Source organism: Paenibacillus sp. FSL H7-0940 (assembly GCF_037979415.1).
Lineage (GTDB): Bacteria > Bacillota > Bacilli > Paenibacillales > Paenibacillaceae > Paenibacillus > Paenibacillus amylolyticus.
The window spans coordinates 544,183-562,286 of record NZ_CP150280.1 but is presented as its reverse complement, the minus strand read 5'-3'; the positions used below and the strand labels follow the sequence as shown (position 1 = coordinate 562,286).

At 46.4% G+C, this 18,104-nt stretch carries 12 protein-coding genes; 2 read left to right on the top strand and 10 right to left on the bottom strand.

Going from position 1 to position 18,104, the window contains the following annotated elements; all coding sequences use genetic code 11:
• Positions 1-7: 7 nt before the first annotated feature.
• The 4 genes from MHB71_RS02390 to MHB71_RS02375 all read right to left on the bottom strand — a co-directional run bounded on the left by MHB71_RS02390 (position 8) and on the right by MHB71_RS02375 (position 5,793).
• Positions 8-2,056: an iron ABC transporter permease gene (locus MHB71_RS02390; RefSeq protein ID WP_076252758.1), complete on the bottom strand. Its 2,049-nt coding sequence runs from the start codon at positions 2,054-2,056 to the stop codon at positions 8-10.
• Positions 2,053-3,054, bottom strand: a complete 1,002-nt coding sequence (locus tag MHB71_RS02385; protein WP_036617469.1) for an iron-siderophore ABC transporter substrate-binding protein — start codon at positions 3,052-3,054, stop codon at positions 2,053-2,055. Before MHB71_RS02385 ends, MHB71_RS02390 begins: the two co-directional genes overlap by 4 nt.
• A gap of 175 nt (positions 3,055-3,229) precedes the next feature.
• Entirely contained in the window at positions 3,230-3,772 is a 543-nt protein-coding gene (locus tag MHB71_RS02380) for a CueP family metal-binding protein (protein ID WP_340028767.1), read from the bottom strand.
• Between the two features lie 170 nt (positions 3,773-3,942).
• Complete coding sequence (locus MHB71_RS02375) at positions 3,943-5,793, bottom strand: AraC family transcriptional regulator (RefSeq protein ID WP_179086490.1); 1,851 nt, start codon at positions 5,791-5,793, stop codon at positions 3,943-3,945.
• Between the two features lie 204 nt (positions 5,794-5,997).
• On the opposite strand from MHB71_RS02375, the gene MHB71_RS02370 reads away from it, so the two are divergent.
• On the top strand, positions 5,998-6,972 hold the full coding sequence (locus tag MHB71_RS02370; RefSeq protein WP_340028765.1) for an ABC transporter substrate-binding protein: 975 nt from the start codon (positions 5,998-6,000) through the stop codon (positions 6,970-6,972).
• A gap of 649 nt (positions 6,973-7,621) precedes the next feature.
• Here the strand turns inward: MHB71_RS02370 and MHB71_RS02365 are convergent.
• The 5 genes from MHB71_RS02365 to hcp form a co-directional block, all read right to left on the bottom strand.
• Complete coding sequence (locus tag MHB71_RS02365) at positions 7,622-8,653, bottom strand: NAD(P)/FAD-dependent oxidoreductase (protein ID WP_340028763.1); 1,032 nt, start codon at positions 8,651-8,653, stop codon at positions 7,622-7,624.
• On the bottom strand, positions 8,654-9,670 hold the full coding sequence (locus MHB71_RS02360) for an ABC transporter substrate-binding protein (RefSeq protein WP_340028761.1): 1,017 nt from the start codon (positions 9,668-9,670) through the stop codon (positions 8,654-8,656).
• 102 nt (positions 9,671-9,772) lie between these two features.
• Complete coding sequence (locus MHB71_RS02355; RefSeq protein WP_340028759.1) at positions 9,773-11,398, bottom strand: helix-turn-helix domain-containing protein; 1,626 nt, start codon at positions 11,396-11,398, stop codon at positions 9,773-9,775.
• A gap of 228 nt (positions 11,399-11,626) precedes the next feature.
• On the bottom strand, positions 11,627-13,036 hold the full coding sequence (locus MHB71_RS02350; protein ID WP_340028757.1) for a PTS transporter subunit EIIC: 1,410 nt from the start codon (positions 13,034-13,036) through the stop codon (positions 11,627-11,629).
• Positions 13,037-13,333: 297 nt separating this feature from the next.
• Positions 13,334-14,626: a hydroxylamine reductase gene (hcp, locus tag MHB71_RS02345; protein ID WP_340028755.1), complete on the bottom strand. Its 1,293-nt coding sequence runs from the start codon at positions 14,624-14,626 to the stop codon at positions 13,334-13,336.
• Positions 14,627-14,935: 309 nt separating this feature from the next.
• On the opposite strand from hcp, the gene MHB71_RS02340 reads away from it, so the two are divergent.
• Positions 14,936-17,587, top strand: a complete 2,652-nt coding sequence (locus tag MHB71_RS02340; protein ID WP_253502319.1) for a cation-translocating P-type ATPase — start codon at positions 14,936-14,938, stop codon at positions 17,585-17,587.
• 63 nt (positions 17,588-17,650) lie between these two features.
• Here MHB71_RS02340 and MHB71_RS02335 read toward each other — a convergent pair whose 3' ends face one another.
• A complete protein-coding gene (locus tag MHB71_RS02335) occupies positions 17,651-18,034 on the bottom strand; it encodes a VOC family protein (protein WP_340028754.1) in 384 nt (127 codons plus the stop codon).
• Between the last annotated feature and the right edge of the window lie 70 nt (positions 18,035-18,104).

Sequence of the window (18,104 nt, the reverse complement as noted above, 5' to 3'; positions counted from 1 at the left end):
AACTTTTTTACACAGACTTGCGCCAGTTGGAACGATACATCAGATACAGGAAGTACGGCGTTCCGATGATCGCAATGAGTATGCCTGATGGAATCTCTGTCGGCGCCATAACGGTTCTGCCGATTGTATCGGCGAGCACCAGCATGACTGCACCCGCTAATGCGGATAGGAACATGGATCGTCTTAACTTATTCCCCGTCAGTAGCCGTACCATATGTGGTGCAATCAGACCGATAAAACCAACGGTTCCTACACAAGCAACCGCACCTGCTGCAAGTAATACACCCACTGTCATGGCCAATAATCGTGTACGACGTACTCCGAGACCAAGCCCGGATGCACTATTGTCGTCGAATACCAGCAGTTCGAATCTGCGTGCCAGCCACCAAGCCACCGGTACCAGAATAACTAAAAATAATCCGATAACCCTCACCTGTTCCCAGGTACGAGCATAGGTGCTTCCTGTCAGCCAGATATATCCGCTGCTACCGTAAACCGCACCACGGACAATCAGAATCTGAATACCTGCTCCAGCAATGGCAGACATTGCAATCCCCAGCAACACAACCGCCGAAGGGTTCAGTCCTTTCTTCCAGGCGAGGGAGAACACCACCACTGCAGCAATGGCTGCACCGATGATTGCCGCAATTGGCAGCAAGTATATCGGAAGACCCGGCCATAAGATGATGACCATCATCGCTCCAAGCCCTGCACCTGAGGACACACCAACAATTGAAGCATCTGCCAGCGGGTTACGTACCGCCATCTGAATGAGTACACCACTGATTGCCAGTGCAGCTCCTGCACCTGCGGCAACAAGTGTACGCGGAATCCGAAGCTGAATCAGCGCGGAGAACAGTCCATCCGATTGGAACAGACTTGGTAACCAATCGGCCAGGGGAATTCGCATACCGCCAAACATCGTACTGAGCAAGATAAGCACGACCGTTATGACTGAGAATAATACAGCCATCGGGCCAAATGCAAAGCGACGCGCAGCTCCTCCTGTGCTCATTGAAGTTGACATGCCTGATCCGTTTGCAGCCTTCATGCGTGTAAGAACAAGCCAGATGAGCCACGGTGCACCAATGATCGCCATAACAGCACCCGTTGGCAGTTCCATGCTGGAGTTATGCACCATCTTGGCGAGGACATCTGCTCCAACCAGGAGCGCTGCGCCCCATATGAACACACCGGGTAAAAGTAATCGATTAGAACGTACACCACTCAATCGAACCAGATGTGGTGCGACCAGTCCCACGAAGCCAATCGGCCCAATTACACTTACAATCACAGCGGCCAGCAATACAGCAAGAATTAACCCTACTGCACGAGCCAATGTAACCTTTTGTCCCAAGGAAGAGGCTGTTGATTCATCCAACTCCAGCATATCCCACTGTCTGGACAGGATTAACGCGAGAAGGGTAATACCAACCACCCAAGGCAAAGCATAAAACACACCACTCCAGTCATTCTGGACAAGTGTTCCGGAGCCCCAAAGGAACAACCCTTGTGTCTCCATGGAGAAAAAAATATGTAATGCACTCGTAAATGAACCAAGCACCATCGATACAATCATACCGGACAACGCAAGTCGAACCGGGCTTGATGTTCGTCCGCCGCCCATGAAATAAGCCGCAAATGCTGCCAGCAAACCACCTAGTGCTGCGAAAAGAAAAGGCGACTGACTTAACACGCCTGGAAAAGCGATAGCTCCCAGCACCACCACAAAGTACGCTCCTGCATTAATGCCCAGCGTATCTGAAGCAGCCAATGGATTACGAGTAATCGTTTGCAGCAAAGCGCCCGCAACAGCCAGTGCGCCACCCGCAAGAATACCGATCACTGTACGCGGCATGCGCAAGTCCCAAACCATATTGTGCTCTAATGAATCCTGTCTACCTGTAAGAGCGTCCCAAACGACATGCAAAGGAATGGAAGCTTCTCCATAACACAGACTTACAAAAAAAAGCACGATGAGAGCGGTTAGACCGCCCCCATATATGCTTATTGTGCGCCAATTCATAGCTGGCTTAGATCCTTGAACCGAACTCATTTGGTAATCGCCTCGACTACCCCATCAACCAATACTTTGGAGGAGATCGGTCCACCAAATGTCCATGTTGTACTATCAAGTTGATATGTGCGTTTTTCCTTCACAAAGTTCAGTCCGTTCCATACCGAGTTATCTTTCATGGCTGTGCCAAAGACGTCATCGTCTGGTTGTGTAATATAAATGAAGTTACTGTCCTTTACATCGGTTAAGGATTCAATACCTACTGTAGAGAAGCCATAGTTCTCAACTTTATCCGGCTTCCATTCGTTAACCAGTCCGATTTTGTCCAATGTACCAATCACAACCGAGTTATCGGTAAACATACGCAGGCTGACTGCATTTTGATATGTGAACGCTTGTGTCAGTGCAAAGTTGAAGTTTTCTTTCCCCGCAGCAGCCAGTTTTTCTTTGGCTTCTACATAGTGTTGATCGAGATCACTAAGAACTTCTTTTGCTTTGTCTTCTTTACCGAGAGCTGTTGCAATGTTATTAAAGATCTCTGTCATCTTGTCATAATCATAGCCGTCACCATCATACGGATCATATTCAATCGTTGGAGCAATCGCGTTAAGCTGATCGTAGACCGCCGTGTTATTATCTGCATTAGCAATGATGAGATCTGGCTTCAATGCAGCAATAGCTTCCAGATTTGGTTCACTGCGTGTTCCGATATCCGTTACACTGTCATCCAGTGCTGCTTCGGATGTTACCCACACTTTATAGTTAGCGTTATCTGCGTTACCTACTGGTTGAACACCCAAGGCAACAACATCTTCCGTATATGTCCATTCAAGCGTAACGACACGTTCTGCTGGCTTGTCCAGCTTAAGCTCTCCACGTTTATGCTTCACGGTAACAGGACCTGCTGTCTCTTCAGCCGGAGCACTACCCGAGCCACTACCTTGACTTGTATCAGTTGTAGTCGTGGTTTTACCACAACCCGCCAAAACCAGCACAAAGGCCAGCATAATCAACAGTCCATTCAACCCTTTTTTCATATCTCTTTTCTCCCCTGTTAATATGTATTTATATGATAACAATTATCATTATCACTATTGGATTATGCCGTAGGAATGGATTTTTGTCAATGGAAAGTACCTTATTCCCATTCTTTTATGAAATAAAAAAGGAAAGGATAGCTCAAAAGGCATCCTTCCCTTCTATTGATTGCTGTTAACTCAACTGCATCGTAGTGATGCATGTATTATCATTTTCGTATGTAGACAATTGCGTTTCTGCAACCTTTCCATCTCCAACAATACGAATCAGATAGGTTCTGTCTCTAGGCACCCAAAAATCCATAAATCCGTTTGCACCAGACTTCATCACTGCATCTTTCATAAAAGTGTTGCCTTGAGAATCGTGAATGGTAACACTGAATTCCTTATTGCTCATTTCCCCCTGACAACCGGTCAAGCTATGAATTGCACAGGGATGGGTCTGGTCCACATAGGGTGCAATGGAAAGGAAAAATTCATTTTCAGGCAAATCATATGTAATGGTTTTTTCATCTTGATCGGTGACGATTAACTGTTTGGCATTAATGGAGGCAGATTCCGGTGTTTCTTTTCCTGTGCTGATATCTTCCACCAATTTTCGGATGTTGGGCGCATTGGCTGTACCCGCCTCTTCCTTGCCCGTATTGCTTGCAAACAGATAGGTTCCGATTACAATCACAACTACAACACTTGCAATGATCCACATTTGTTTTTTCATTTGGAGTCCATCTCCTCGTCCGTTTTCATCAAGTATAATGGAGAACAAACCATCATGGACTTAAACATCGAGAAATTCACCAGATATTCACATATATGGTTCGCTCATTTCGGGATATGCATATATGATATCTGGTCGATAAGTCTTACAGTTCATTGCGTGAGCGACAATTAATATGCCATAATCCGGTCTGCCATTTCCTCGGCTTGAAGTACCGCAGACAACGGGTCGGATAGAAAATATCTATTCCAGTCAAGGCTAATAATCCGGCAGTGATCTGTCTCGATGGACTTCTGCCATGGTTTGCCTGAAGCTTGATCAAGTCCGTGTCTTGGACCATTATCCAACACCAACAGGTAGTCCTCCAGGTACCCACCTACCGCACTCCGCGCAATATCCAGGTATTCCAGGCCCGGCTCCAATAGTTCCTGGCGAACCTTGCCTGCTGGCTTCAAGTTCAGTAACCCGTAGGCTGCCTTACCTCCACGAGTTCCCGTATTTCCCACAAGGGTAATATGTTCTCCCCAGTTCGGATCAATGACGGTAAATGTCTTCTCTGCGGAGACCTTGCCCGGGATCGTTTGCTGCAAAGTATGTACTCTCCGCCCGTATTCCTTAATCCATGTTTCGGCTTCTGTCTGGCGATTCAGAATACGTCCCATCTCTCGAATCTCCTCCGCGACAGAGCCGTAACCAGTCTCTCCATAGACCACCGTAGGTGCAATTCTGGCATAGGAAGCGTAGGCAGCAGGATTCCAGGTGATAATCAAATCGGGCTCCAGTTCAAGCACTTTTTCGAGCGAGATAAAATTATGATTGCCGATATCCTGTACTTGATCATAGATATAAGGCTCCAGCATTTGGTTACTTTCAATGAGTGAATGCGGCGCTCCAAGAGGCGTCACTCCCAATGCCAGCACTTCTCCCAAATTCCAGTCCACGACAACACGGCTAGGCTTGGTCGGTATCGTAATCTCGCCCATGCTTGTGGCAAGTTTTCGAGTTCTGGCTCTTGGTACCTCGGGCGCTGGGGGCTTCCTCACTTGGACTCCTTGTAGATCTATAATCTTCTGTTTTGGCTGGTTTTTGTCAGCTTCAACTATAGGTACCGTTCGTTCGCTCCATCCCGAATAATGACTTTCCAGAACGGCAAGTGGTTGGAATGTTTGCAGGGCTACATCTGGAGCACTGCACTCTCGACGCTTTCTGTAAAACTCAGGAGATACACCATAATGTTTCTTGAAATAACGACTTAGCGTGTAGCCGTTCTCATAGCCTACTCTCTCCGCGATTTCCTGTAAGGTCCCATTCGTGCTCACCAGTAGTTTTAATGCCTGTTCCATCCGAATCTGTGACAGCACACGGCTGGGACTCGTATTTAATTGAAGCTGAAACAATTGGTTCAGATACCTTGGACTACAATTCAGCATTTCAGCTACCTGTTCTATCTTAAGTGGTTCTCCGTAGTGACGTTTCATATAATGCACCGCCTGATCTACCCGATCCAGCTTAGCATCGTTAAACCTCTGCTCCTGCATTTGTTTCAGCATCTCGGCGAGCCATTGGTAGAACAACGCCTTGGTTTGAATCCGGCCTGCTGACTGTAGTTCATTCCATTGTCTGTACATCAACTGCATAATCTCAATTAATGGTATCGGATCTATTGGTTCAAAACCAAAACTTACTTGCAAAGACTCCACCCCAGTATATGTTTGGGATCTTTCAGTCTTTGGCTTCTCTGACTCTGGTGACGAATACGACAACACATGTATTTCCATCGGCTTCTTAGCCAGACAATCCAGACGCGTTCCTTTGGAGGCGTGCAGAATATATGTCCCTTTGATGTGATGCATTGCCTGACCGAGCCAAATCTTTCCCTTGCCATTCGTAATTAATAAAAAAGCATTCGAGGGAAGCGTCCACGTATTAGGATCTTCAGTGATGTTAACGGTAATGATTCGAATATCCAGTAATCGGATCGTTATATGCTCCCATAATGCCCCGTATTCTTCTATGTTCATCGTCATGGACCTTTCTTTGTGTTTCCTCGTTACTACTTCCAAAGCTTCGCCTCATCATATATGATAATCATTCTCAATTCAACCTGTCGATTGAGTTCTGAAATGGTTATGCTTTCGCTTCCGAATCGGTTATTGTGAAATCGCAAGATTCCCTCTACAGTTATATTAAATGAAAATCATTATCAATTAGAAAGAGGGTTTGTCATGTTGTTTAAGAAAGCTTGGTATCGTATGGCCCTGCCTGTTTTGCTGATCATGGCCATTTTCATTAGTGGTTGTAACCAGAAAGAGACGATGAAACCTGGGGCGACAGATACAGGAAACACCACACCGCAAACAAGAACACTCTCCACGATGATGGGAGACGTTACAGTTCCCCTCAACCCGGAGCGGGTTGTCGTTGACTGGAATATAGGACATGTTCTGGCTGTCGGCGTAACACCTGTTGGTGTGCCGAGCAGCCTGCTGGATTATGGAATGTTCCTGCGTGACAAACTTGTGGATAGCGCGGATTTGGGTAACCATAGTGAGGTTTCACTTGAGAAAATGGTAGAGCTGGAACCGGATCTGATTATCACATGGGACCAGGAGAAATTTCAGACCTATTCCAAAATCGCTCCGACTGTCGTATTCGTACCCGATCAGTATGATTCCATGGAAGCAGAAGTGACAGCCATGGGCGAGATTCTGAACCGCGAAGCAGAAGCCATAGCGTGGAACGAATCATTTAAACAAAGGATCGCAGCAGCTCAGGCCAAAATTAAAGGTGTCATTCCGGATGGTGCCACCTTCACCGTTGCCGATTTTAACTTTTTGAAGAACCCAGCCATTATCGGCAACAGCGCCAACCGTGGTGGAAGAGCAGCCTATGAATTGCTTGGACTAACTCCGGCACCCAAGGTAAAATCAGATCTTCTGGACCAAGGCAAAGAAAATCTGGAAGCTAGCGCGGAGGTCTTTGGAGAGTATGTAGGTGATTACCTGCTGATGATGGTTACAGAAGGCACGAAAGATCACTCCCTGTTGCCTACCGTCTGGGACAATCTGCCTGCGGTGCAGAACGACCATATCTACAAACTGGATATTCATAAATATTTCACTGCTGATCCCTATACCTCCATTCTACAAGCCGAAGAGATCGCAGATCGACTCGCAAGTGGACAGACTGAGCTGAATTAGCGCGAGTTTTCAATTCTAGTGAGACCCGAAACCGAACCTGAACGTGTTCAGCGTAGGCAAGCGCACTGAATCCTGAATGTATGAGAACGTGCCCTTCAAGTGCGAGCAAGCGATCAAGACGTCGTGAAAGCAGATTTTCTTCCTTACAATGAAAAGCTTCGCTTTGGGCGACATTCAGAGTCGTTCTCTCGGCTCGCCGCCGGTTAGATCAAAACATGGAGCGAGCGCTAACGAATCTGAGGCGTCTTATTCAACGATTTGAAGCGCCTACAGAAACCTAAAGAACTTGAGACACTCTATATCCGATTAACAAGCCGTTTTCAGTGTTTTTATAAGGGGATTTTGGTAGATAACGTGTCTGAGGTTCCTTACAATTTAATAAGAGGAGCCGAAGGCCAAATAAGATGTCCTGAGTTCCTTAGAAAATCATCTATCCATTCGCCAAGATCGGCAGTCTGGAGATTCAAGACCGTTTATCCATCTCAGCGTATCCTTATTGATAATAGTGACATGTTCAACCAAATAAAACAGCGCCACCTCGTTCTGGTGGGCGCTGTTTGTGTAAACTTTTTTTGAAGCCCGAACAATTTCGAGGAGATCTCGAACTTGTTCGGGCTCTTCAGATTGCCTTCCATTCACGCAAACCTATCTACGTATTGGAGAGAGCTTTGTTTTTCTCATAAAACCGGGCATTGTGAGAAGATACCCCTGCCATATCGGAAGCAGCAGGTTCCAGATACGTCTTGGCACTGTTGACTGCGAGCACCGCATCGTTAAAAGCACCTGCGATCAGCCTGACTTTGCTTCCATAAGTGATAAAGTCACCCGCTCCAAATATGCCTGGAATGTTGGTACGCATGCGCTGATCAACGGATACGCCGTAATCTTCCCGCGCCAGTCCCCATTGCACAAGGTTACCAAAATCACGATCATACCCATGGCTTACAACAACTTCATCCACTTCAACATGTGTGATCTCACCGGTTTCTACATGGGCCAACTCGACACGATCTATTTTGTCACCTGCACCGTATAAGCGTGAGATGCTAAATGGCGTCATGACGTTGGCTTGAGCTTTCATCTGAGCAACTGGCGACTCGTGTCCGGTAAACTCATGACGTCTGTGTGCTACCGTAACTTCACTTGCGATCTTGCCCATTTCATTCGCCCAGTCAACTGCGGAATCGCCACCACCCGAGATCAGAACACGCTTCCCGGCAAATCGGGACAAGTCGGTTATCGTATAGTGCAGATTTGACAGCTCATACCGATTAGCACCCTCGACATCCAGCTTTTGCACCTGAGTCATACCTCTGCCCGCACATAACAGGATGGTACGTGTGTAGTGACGTTCGCCTGTTTTGGAAATGAGTACAAATACACCGTCCTCAAGTCGTTCCAGCTCAGCAATTTCCTGACCAAATACAACCGTTGGATCGAACGTTCTCGCTTGTCTCTCCAGCGATTCAATCAGTTTCTCACAGCGAATCGGATCAACCCCTCCCACATCCCAGATCAGCTTCTCCGGGTACGTACGCATGAATCCACCCAGTTCCTGTTTGGCTTCGATGATCTTGGTACGCATGGCTCTCATGCCACTATAAAAGGAGGCGTACATTCCAGCAGGTCCCCCACCAACGATGGTAATATCATAAATATCCAGTTGAGGCTCTACAGTCATCTATGGCACCAACTTTTCAACAACATAGTCCATCAATTTTACAGATCCAATCGGACCCACACCCGATACGAATTGGCTTGTCTTCAACGGGAAGACATGATCATTCTTCACAGCCTCCAGATTCGACCACACTTGACTTGCTTTCAGATCTTCCATAGATTTCTTCGTGTCATAACCTACGAGGGTTCTGTCTTCCAGGAAAATATAATCCGGATTCATCTCAGGCAAGAATTCCAGAGAGAACTGGCTAAACCAATCTGTAGAATCTTTAATAGCATCAGGACTATTCAGACCAAGAATATCATAGAAGAAAACACTGCTACTTCCTCCTTTGGGACCCATGAAACGGTAACGATTGTGCTCCACCCGGAGAACCAATACGGTCTTTTCTCCCAAGGCTGCCGCGATTTTCTCTTTCGCTTGTGAGGCTTTCTCATCGAATTCAGCCAGTACTTTGGCAGATTCTTCGTTCTTGTCAAATATGGCAGCCAGCTTTGGCATAGCACGTTTCATTTCACTGTTGGCATCAAGTGCCACTGTAGGAGCTATTTTGGACAATTCATCATATACGCCCTGTTCCATTCCTTCGCCAGCTGCAAGGATCATATCCGGTGACAACGCAAGCAACTGCTCATAATTATATTGATATTGCTCGACTTCAATGATTTGGACCCCGTGTTCTTTCAAATAATCAGGGCGGTATTCCGCTTCAACTTCTGGAGTTAACAAAACGATTTGGGGTGTAACACCCATTTCAATCAGATACTCGGCATAAATCGAATCAAACACAACCAGATTTTGAGGATGAGTTGGAATCGTTACTTCTCCAAACTGATCCTTCACCACCTTAGTCCCACTTTCAGTCGCTGTTTCTTCTGCAGTACTCGCTGCTCCTTCAGTTGAAGCCCCTGCTGTTCCAGCTGTAGCATTCTCTTCCTTGGTTCCACCGGAACATGCCGCCAACATCATACTGATCACCAACAGCATGATGCCCAACCCTTTAAATCTTCGTGACATGATATACTTCGCCCCTTATGTATATTGATAATGATAATTATTATCAAATATTATCAAATAAGAAGTGTTGCTTCCATAGCATATCGTGCGTATTCAGTTGGATTATTGTGCTCTCTCATGAAAAGATTCCGCAAAATGGCGAATGATCTGATTAAGAATCAGAGTGTGTCCCGTTATTCCGTGACCGTCTACCCACAGGTGAGTATCTACGTAAAATACCCGATTATTTTTCACAGCCTTCAGCTCGTTCCATTGCGGACTCTCCCATAGTTTCCTCATATTCTCTTCAGCACTGAAGTGCTGCATGATCCGCTTCTCCACAAACAGATAATCGGGATTGGCTTGTGTGAGCAGTTCAAGCGAACAAGGGTTAAACCATGCTGTACCTGAATCCAGTGCTTGCGGCAGTGTTAATCCAAGCTGTTCATATAACAAATGTGATACCCCGTGTGAATGCCCACCCAGATATCGATAACCAAACGCTTCTACCCTCAGCAGCATGACAGTGGACGCGGATTGGATGAAGGGTTGCAACTGTCGCTTAGCTACGCTGACTTCGTGTTTCATCTGCTGATGCAGTCTATAAGCCTCATCTTCTTTATAAAACCAGGCTGCCAATTGATCGAGCATTGGTTCTACATCTTGATGAAGTCCGGTTAGAATCGGTGCAATTGTGCGCAGTTCCCTTTTGACCTCTTCCGTCAATACGTTTCCTATCAACATCTCCGGTTGAAGCTGTCGAACAAGTTCTATCTCCACCTCATACTGTGTTACCTCCAGCATCTCTACTCCATACGCTGTAAATTGTTCATGGTGATGTGGGGACAGCAGGATTGGGGTGACCACTACGGCATGGGGGATGACACCCAGATGAATCATAATTTCTGCACAGATTGGAGAAAGTGACACCATCTTGCGCTGCGTCATCGTCTGCCTATATATCTTAGGTGATACGCCAGTCAACTGTTTGAAGCGTCGGCTAAAATAATGAGCATCTTCAAATCCAGACTTTTTGGCAATATCCTGTGAGGTTGCAGCGGTTAATATCAGTTCTTCCTGCGCGCGATAGATCCGGTAGTGGGCCAGATAATCCAGAGGTGGCTTACCATATCGCTCACTAAATTTGCGGGAGTAATGCCATGGACTGATTCCGGCAATCTGAGCTAACTGTGTACGTGTAATGACCTGATCATAATGCTGCTGCATGTAGTCAATGGAGCGAAGTATACCGTGTTCCGGCTTCAACTCGTTATCCGGCTGTTTCCGATATAGATTACTTAACAACTCATATAACAAATGCTGATTGCCAACCCTTTCTGCACTCTGATCCGGTGTATGCACTTCACTCCAATGCTGAATGATACTTGCCAGACTTCCACCGGACAGTTGCACTTTCTGATACGCCTCTCCTGACGGTAACCGCCATTCGAACTTCTCAGCTTCCCGTCTATCATGCAGCACAGAATATGTATCGAACTGAACATGCCAGCCTGCCAGATCCAGGTTGCCACCTTCAATGACCTCCATTACAGAGTTCTCTTCAAGCGCAATTAATTCTCCATAGGAGACGTGAACTCGGTGTCCATTTATATTCCAGATCGCTTTTCCATCAATGATAAATATCAAGGTGTGACTAGGAAAGTGATGCAGCTCGCCTTTCGTTATCCATGCGTTGCTTAGTGCATTCGTTGACTTCCATTGAGCAATCCATTCCATGTTGTCAGACATAGGTTATCCTTTCAAAGGGATTAGTAATCCAGATTTATAGGTTTCACTATATCAAAATACATGACAACTCCATTACCAACAAGCTATGGCTTGAATAAAATGGTGGACAGCTATTATACATCTCATAATTAATTTAATCAGTAAAAACACAACAAAAAAGCCCGTACCATCCGGTACAGGCTCTTTCTTACAACTTTAATGCTACTTTTCAATGCTACGTTTTACGTATTAAGCAAGGCTAGCTTTCGGTGACCCCTGTCCCCGTTTCTGTCCTTTTCCTGCCATCCAATACGTTAGTCCACCTGAGACACCAAATGCAATAACCACACCAATGCAAGTGTGTAACAGATTCAGGCCACCCTCTTCGATGAAGAGCGGGAGGCTGACCAAGCTCGGATTCCCCACCATAGCAAATGCCTTGACAGATAACAATCCGAAATATAGTCCACCCGCAGCTCCACCCAGCAATGCCGCATAGAAAGAGGATCTTTTTCTCATGTTGACCGCATACAATGCAGGCTCTACCACTCCAAGGAGGGCGGTTCCAGTAGCCCAGAAAGCCAGGCTTCTTGATGTTGGCTCTTTCGAGCGGATTCCGTTTGCAAGCGCGGCCCCCGTTTGTCCAACAATCGCCACTAACATGGCAGCAATCACCATAGAACCACCATTCATAACCATTTCATTAATGATGATGGCAATCAGCCAGTAGTGTAATCCTATAATTAACATCAGTGAGAAGACAGCTCCCAGTAACATCACCGACAAAACTGGAGCATTAGCTACTAGTGAATTCAATGCCTCCGGCAGATATTCATCAATCCAGGTGCCGACTGGACCAAGTATCATCAATACTAGCGGAACAAGAATCAGTAACGTCAGGAATGGAGCAACCATCCCTTTGAAGAATTTTGGACTCCATCGTTCAATGACTCTTTCCAGGCAGGCCGCTGCACAGATCGTGAGAATGACCCAGATGGGCGTAGAGTAAAAAGCAGGCTGGGACACAAGTGGCAAACCCAGGAAATGCACCTCTTTTTCCCCTGACATCAGCATGGTCATCTCCGGATAAAACATGAGTCCGCCAATAGATGCTGCAACATAGATATTACTCTTCAACCGATACGCTGTGCTGATTGCTACCAATATAGGCAGTACATAAAATACACTGTCTCCAATGATCCTGAAGATCGTAAAGGTCTGGCTGTCCATCAATGCTGAAGAGTCGGCAGAACTGTACGTATCCATTAACGCAATAATGGCGACTATAATTTTAATAACAGCGGCTCCGAGAATCGCAGGCATCAAGGGCCTGAATACATCGGATACAAAATGTAAGATCGAGAATCCGTTTTTCTTCGTGTGTCCCGCTTCCTGCAACGTTGTCCCTGTCGAATCCCAAGCGTCCATACCCAGTAACGTATTGTAGATCAGGGAAGATTCATCTCTTATTGTCAGATGACACTGCTCACCTGTTACCCGAATATTTGCTACAACATCTGCGGAGGTAAGTGCCGACATGTTCAATTGTGTACTTTCCTTCAGTGCTAGCGTCGTTGTGCCCTTATCGTGTTCTACGAGCTTGATGTTCTCCTTGCCACCTGCGAGTTTCAACCAATCTTCAATCTGTGTGTCATGCATTATGTACGATCTCCTCATATTACGGTAAACCCGTGTTTTGTGATGTGTTATGATCTAATATGCCTCTATCTATATACACATTTCCATGAAAAAACTTCAATAGGATAAAAAAACTAATTTCCCTTACATTGCATGTTCATTCATACAAGGTATATGGACCTATGAAAGTCGAAAAAGCAAAAAAGCCTACTCTTATGTAGGCTCTTATCCATCTGTACGTATGAGTCATACTCTTCATACTCACAACCGACATTCGCAGTCATCAGATGGCGATGCACGTAAATATACATCCTCATTCTATGACAGTGCCAACATCGCGTTCATATCTTCTTCTGCCGTTGTAATTAACTTCAGACCAAACATATCCACGAGTACATCCAAGACACCTTCCGATATGAACTCAGGCGGTTTTGGTCCAATTCGAATGTCCTGAATGCCAAGGCTGAACAGGCCAAGCAGGATCGCAACTGCTTTTTGCTCAAACCAGGACAGCACAATGCTGACAGGTAACTCGTTCACGGTACAGCCAAAAGCATCCGCCAAAGCCATTGCAATTTTCACCGTAGAACCGGAATTGTTGCATTGACCCAGATCGATATAACGCGGTATACCCGTGTCTCGAACCGTACCATAATCCACATCGTTGAAGCGGAACTTACCACAGGAAGTCGTCAGAATTACAGTATCATTCGGCAAGGATGTCGCGAGTTCACGATAGTAGTTGCCACCTTTCCCCGGCGCATCACAACCTGCAATAACGAAGAATCGACGGATATGACCGTCTTTCACCGCTTGAATAATCTCGGGCGCAAGCCCAATCACGGTCTCATGATGGTATCCTGTCGTTAAGACTTGCTCCGACTGTACATTAGCCGCAGGCAGAGACAATGCACGTTCAATCAGCGGTGAGAAGTCATCATCCATGATCTTAGCCACACCGTCCAGACCCGCCACTTCGTAAGAGTAAAAGCGGTCTGCATATGTGCCTTTGATCGGCATGACACAGTTGGTTGTTGCAAGAATAGCACCCGGGAATTGTTCGAAAAGTCTTCTCTGATCGTACCAGGCTTTGCCGATATTACCCTTGAGATGGGCGTATTTCTTCAACACCGGATAACCGTGTGCAGGCAACATTTCCGAGTGGGTATAGATGTTGATTCCTTTCCCTTCGGTTTGACGAAGCAACTCCTCCAATGCATACAGATTATGCCCTGTTACCACGATGCACTGTCCTTCAATCTGGTTCTGGCTAACCGTAATCGGTTGCGGTACACCAAAGCGGTCCGTGTGCGCACGATCCAGCACATCCATAATGCGGATTGCTGCATTACCTACCTTCATCGCCATCTCAAGATGTTCCTGTACATTAAAATTCGAGTTCGTTAATGTCATATATAATGCCTCATGTGTAATCCGATCCACCTCAGGATCATGATATCCCAACTGGCGCGCATGTGTCGCATAAGCAGCGATGCCTTTTAACGCAAAAATCATCGTATCCTGCAAACTTGCGATTGTTTCGTTTTTGCCGCATACCCCTACCACGGTACACCCGCCACTCGGCGTCTGTTCGCACTGATAACAAAACATATGGTTTCCCCTCCAAACTTAGATTAAACGCGGTTCGTTATGTAATAGCGTAACAGACCCTGATATGAGCTAGTGTGATGGTGCACACAGTTTCTGATCCAACATCTATATATGTTTCTCCAGACTATCATCCAAACTGGAAATAATAACATTCAAAAAAAGGCATATCTCGGATCATTATGAAAAATACTGTGTACAGCTAAAAACGTATAAATCCATAATCTTAAAAAAATACGAAAATGAAACGATTCTAGATTTTGCCCGTAAGGGTAATACACAGAGAAATCTAATATTCAAGGAGCTGGTCAATTGCAACATTACAGACACAGTGCGGAGGAAACCCTTCAGGATGTACAAAGTTCCTCCAAGGGACTTACGACCTCCGAAGCTGCCAAGAGAATTGAAACGGAAGGATATAACGAGTTAAAAGGTAAAGATGCAACACCCGTCTGGAAATTGTTCCTCGAAAATTTCAAAGATCCCATGGTCATCGTGCTGCTGATTGCAGCCGCGGTACAGGTTGTACTTGGACACCTGATTGAATCATTGATCATATTCCTGGTTATTTTGCTCAACGCGGTGATCAGTGTAGTGCAGACCAAAAAAGCCGAGAGTTCGCTTGACGCGCTGAAACAAATGTCTGCACCTGAAGCCAAGGTCATTCGTGACGGGCAGAAAAAAACCATTCCAGCGAGGGAACTCGTTCCCGGTGATATTGTTATGCTGGATGCAGGTGATTATGTCCCGGCAGACGGGCGTATCCTGGAATCAGGAAGTCTGAAAATCAACGAAGGCATGTTGACCGGAGAGTCCGAAGCTGCGGAGAAACACGCCGATACCATCCCGGATGAGGCTCCAATCGGAGATCGTCGCAATATGGCCTTCAGTGGCTCACTCGTCGTATATGGACGGGGTATGCTTGTCATTACAGGTACGGCTCTCAAAACCGAAATCGGCAAAATTGCCGAATTGATTGAAAATGCCGAAGCCAAGAACACGCCATTACAGCGCAAGTTGGAATCATTCAGCAAAAAACTGGGCTTTTTCATCCTAGGCTTGTCGATTCTCATCTTTGGCATTGAAGCGGGTCGTGTATGGTTGACCGAAGGTACGGAGAATATCGGACCATCCATCGTGAATGCACTGATGTTTGCTGTAGCTGTTGCAGTTGCTGCCATTCCTGAGGCGTTATCCTCCATTGTGACTATCGTATTGTCACTCGGAACAAATAAGATGGCCAAACAACATGCGATCATTCGCAGACTGCCTGCTGTTGAGGCGCTCGGTTCTGCCAGTATCATCTGTACGGATAAAACCGGAACGCTAACTCAGAATAAGATGACTGTCGTGGATTATTACATTCCCCATGGCACCAAGGACGAATTCCCCGATGATCCCGATCAGTGGTCGGAAGAGGAACGACGTCTGTTACATATTGCAGTGCTCTGCAATGATTCGAATATTAACCAGGAAGGCAAGGAACTGGGTGATCCAACCGAAGTGGCCCTCATTGCCTTCAGCAACCGGGTGAACAAGGATTACAATGAAATCCGTGACCAGTTCCCGCGTGAAGCTGAGCTTCCTTTTGACTCGGATCGAAAGCTCATGAGTACGGTGCATACCTTCGAGGGACAGACGGCTTTGCTGACCAAAGGTGGACCGGATGTGCTGTTCAGCCGCTGTAGTCATGTATTTATCAACGGTGAGGTTCAGCCCCTCACACCCGAGATTCGAACACAGTTCGAAGAAAAAAATGAGGCCTTCTCGAAACGTGCCTTCCGTGTGCTAGCCTACGCGTACAAAAAATTCGATGATAAAAACCAGGTCACCATTGATGACGAGCATGATCTGACACTTGTTGGTCTGACAGCGATGATTGACCCACCGCGTGAAGCGGTATACGGTTCTATTGAAGAGTCCAAAAAAGCGGGCATTCGCACCATCATGATCACTGGAGATCACAAAACGACGGCTCAGGCCATCGGTGTGGATATCGGCCTTGCCGAACCGGATGATCTCGCCATTACCGGTGCCGAACTGGACAAAATGTCTGATGAGGAGCTGGATCAACAACTTGAACACATCTCGGTTTACGCAAGGGTATCTCCTGAAAACAAAATCCGGATTGTTCGTGCTTGGCAACGTAAAGGCAAAGTGGCAGCCATGACCGGAGATGGAGTTAATGACGCACCAGCGCTGAAACAAGCCGACATCGGCGTAGCGATGGGTAGCGGAACAGATGTCGCCAAGGATGCAGCTGCCATGATTCTGACGGATGATAATTTTGTCTCCATCGTGAATGCGGTCAGTGTTGGACGGATGGTATTTGATAATATCAAAAAAGCCATCGCATACCTGTTCGCCGGTAACCTCGGTGCCATTATCGCCATTTTGTTTGCCTTGATCGTCGGCTGGGTTAATCCGTTTACTGCCCTTCAGCTGCTATTCATCAATCTGGTGAACGACTCCCTGCCTGCCATTGCTTTGGGTACAGAGAAACCCGAGCCAGATGTCATGCGGCGTAAACCGCGCGATATCAACGAAGGCATCTTCGCAGGCGGAACCCTGCAAGCTGTGATTACACGTGGTGTCCTGATTGGTGCGGCTGTTATTGTGTCCCAATATATCGGACTTGGCATCTCGGAGGAAATCAGTGTGGCTATGGCGTTCACAACCTTGATTCTGGCACGCAGTCTGCAAACTTTTGCAGCACGTTCCAACACACAGACCATCTTCCAAGTAGGCTTTATGACCAATAAATTCGTGCTTGGCTCCATTCTGGTATGTCTGTGTCTCTATGCAATCACACTAATTCCAGGTGTTCGCGGCGTCTTCGCCATCCCGGATACATTCGGCTGGAATGAGTTCCTGATTGCAGGCGGACTTGCTCTTGTCGCCGTCATTCTGATGGATGTCATCAAGTGGATTCGTAATCGCGGCAAACAAGTTACTGCGGCGTAAGATCTGCAGTTACAACATGCACAAACAGGCGCCCGTTATCGGAGCGCCTGTTTGTGTATCTAATTACCCCTGTTTAATGCCAAAAGCGATCCATCGTCCATCAATATCCTCGATCACAAACTCCTTGTTATTATAGTCTGTATGATTGAGGGCACGTACGATATTCACATCGGCGTTGATCAATTCCTGTTGAAGCTCTTCCTGGTTCTGGGTAATAAAATATGCATCATATCCATAGCCATATAATTCTCTGTTGGGTATAACTTTCTGTTCATTGCTTTGGGTTAAAATAATCTCGGTAAGATCACGATACAGGCAGATATGAGGTTCCGCGGCATCGAGATATTCGACGACCCGAAAGCCCATCTTTTCTTCATAAAACTGCGCGGTTCGCTTCATATCCAGCGTCGGAAATACGCTGTGGGACATTAATAATGCATGAGTCATGGGTATAATCTCCTTCATTTTCAATTCAACATGCTAATTACTTACATATCTAGTTACCTAACCGCTGATC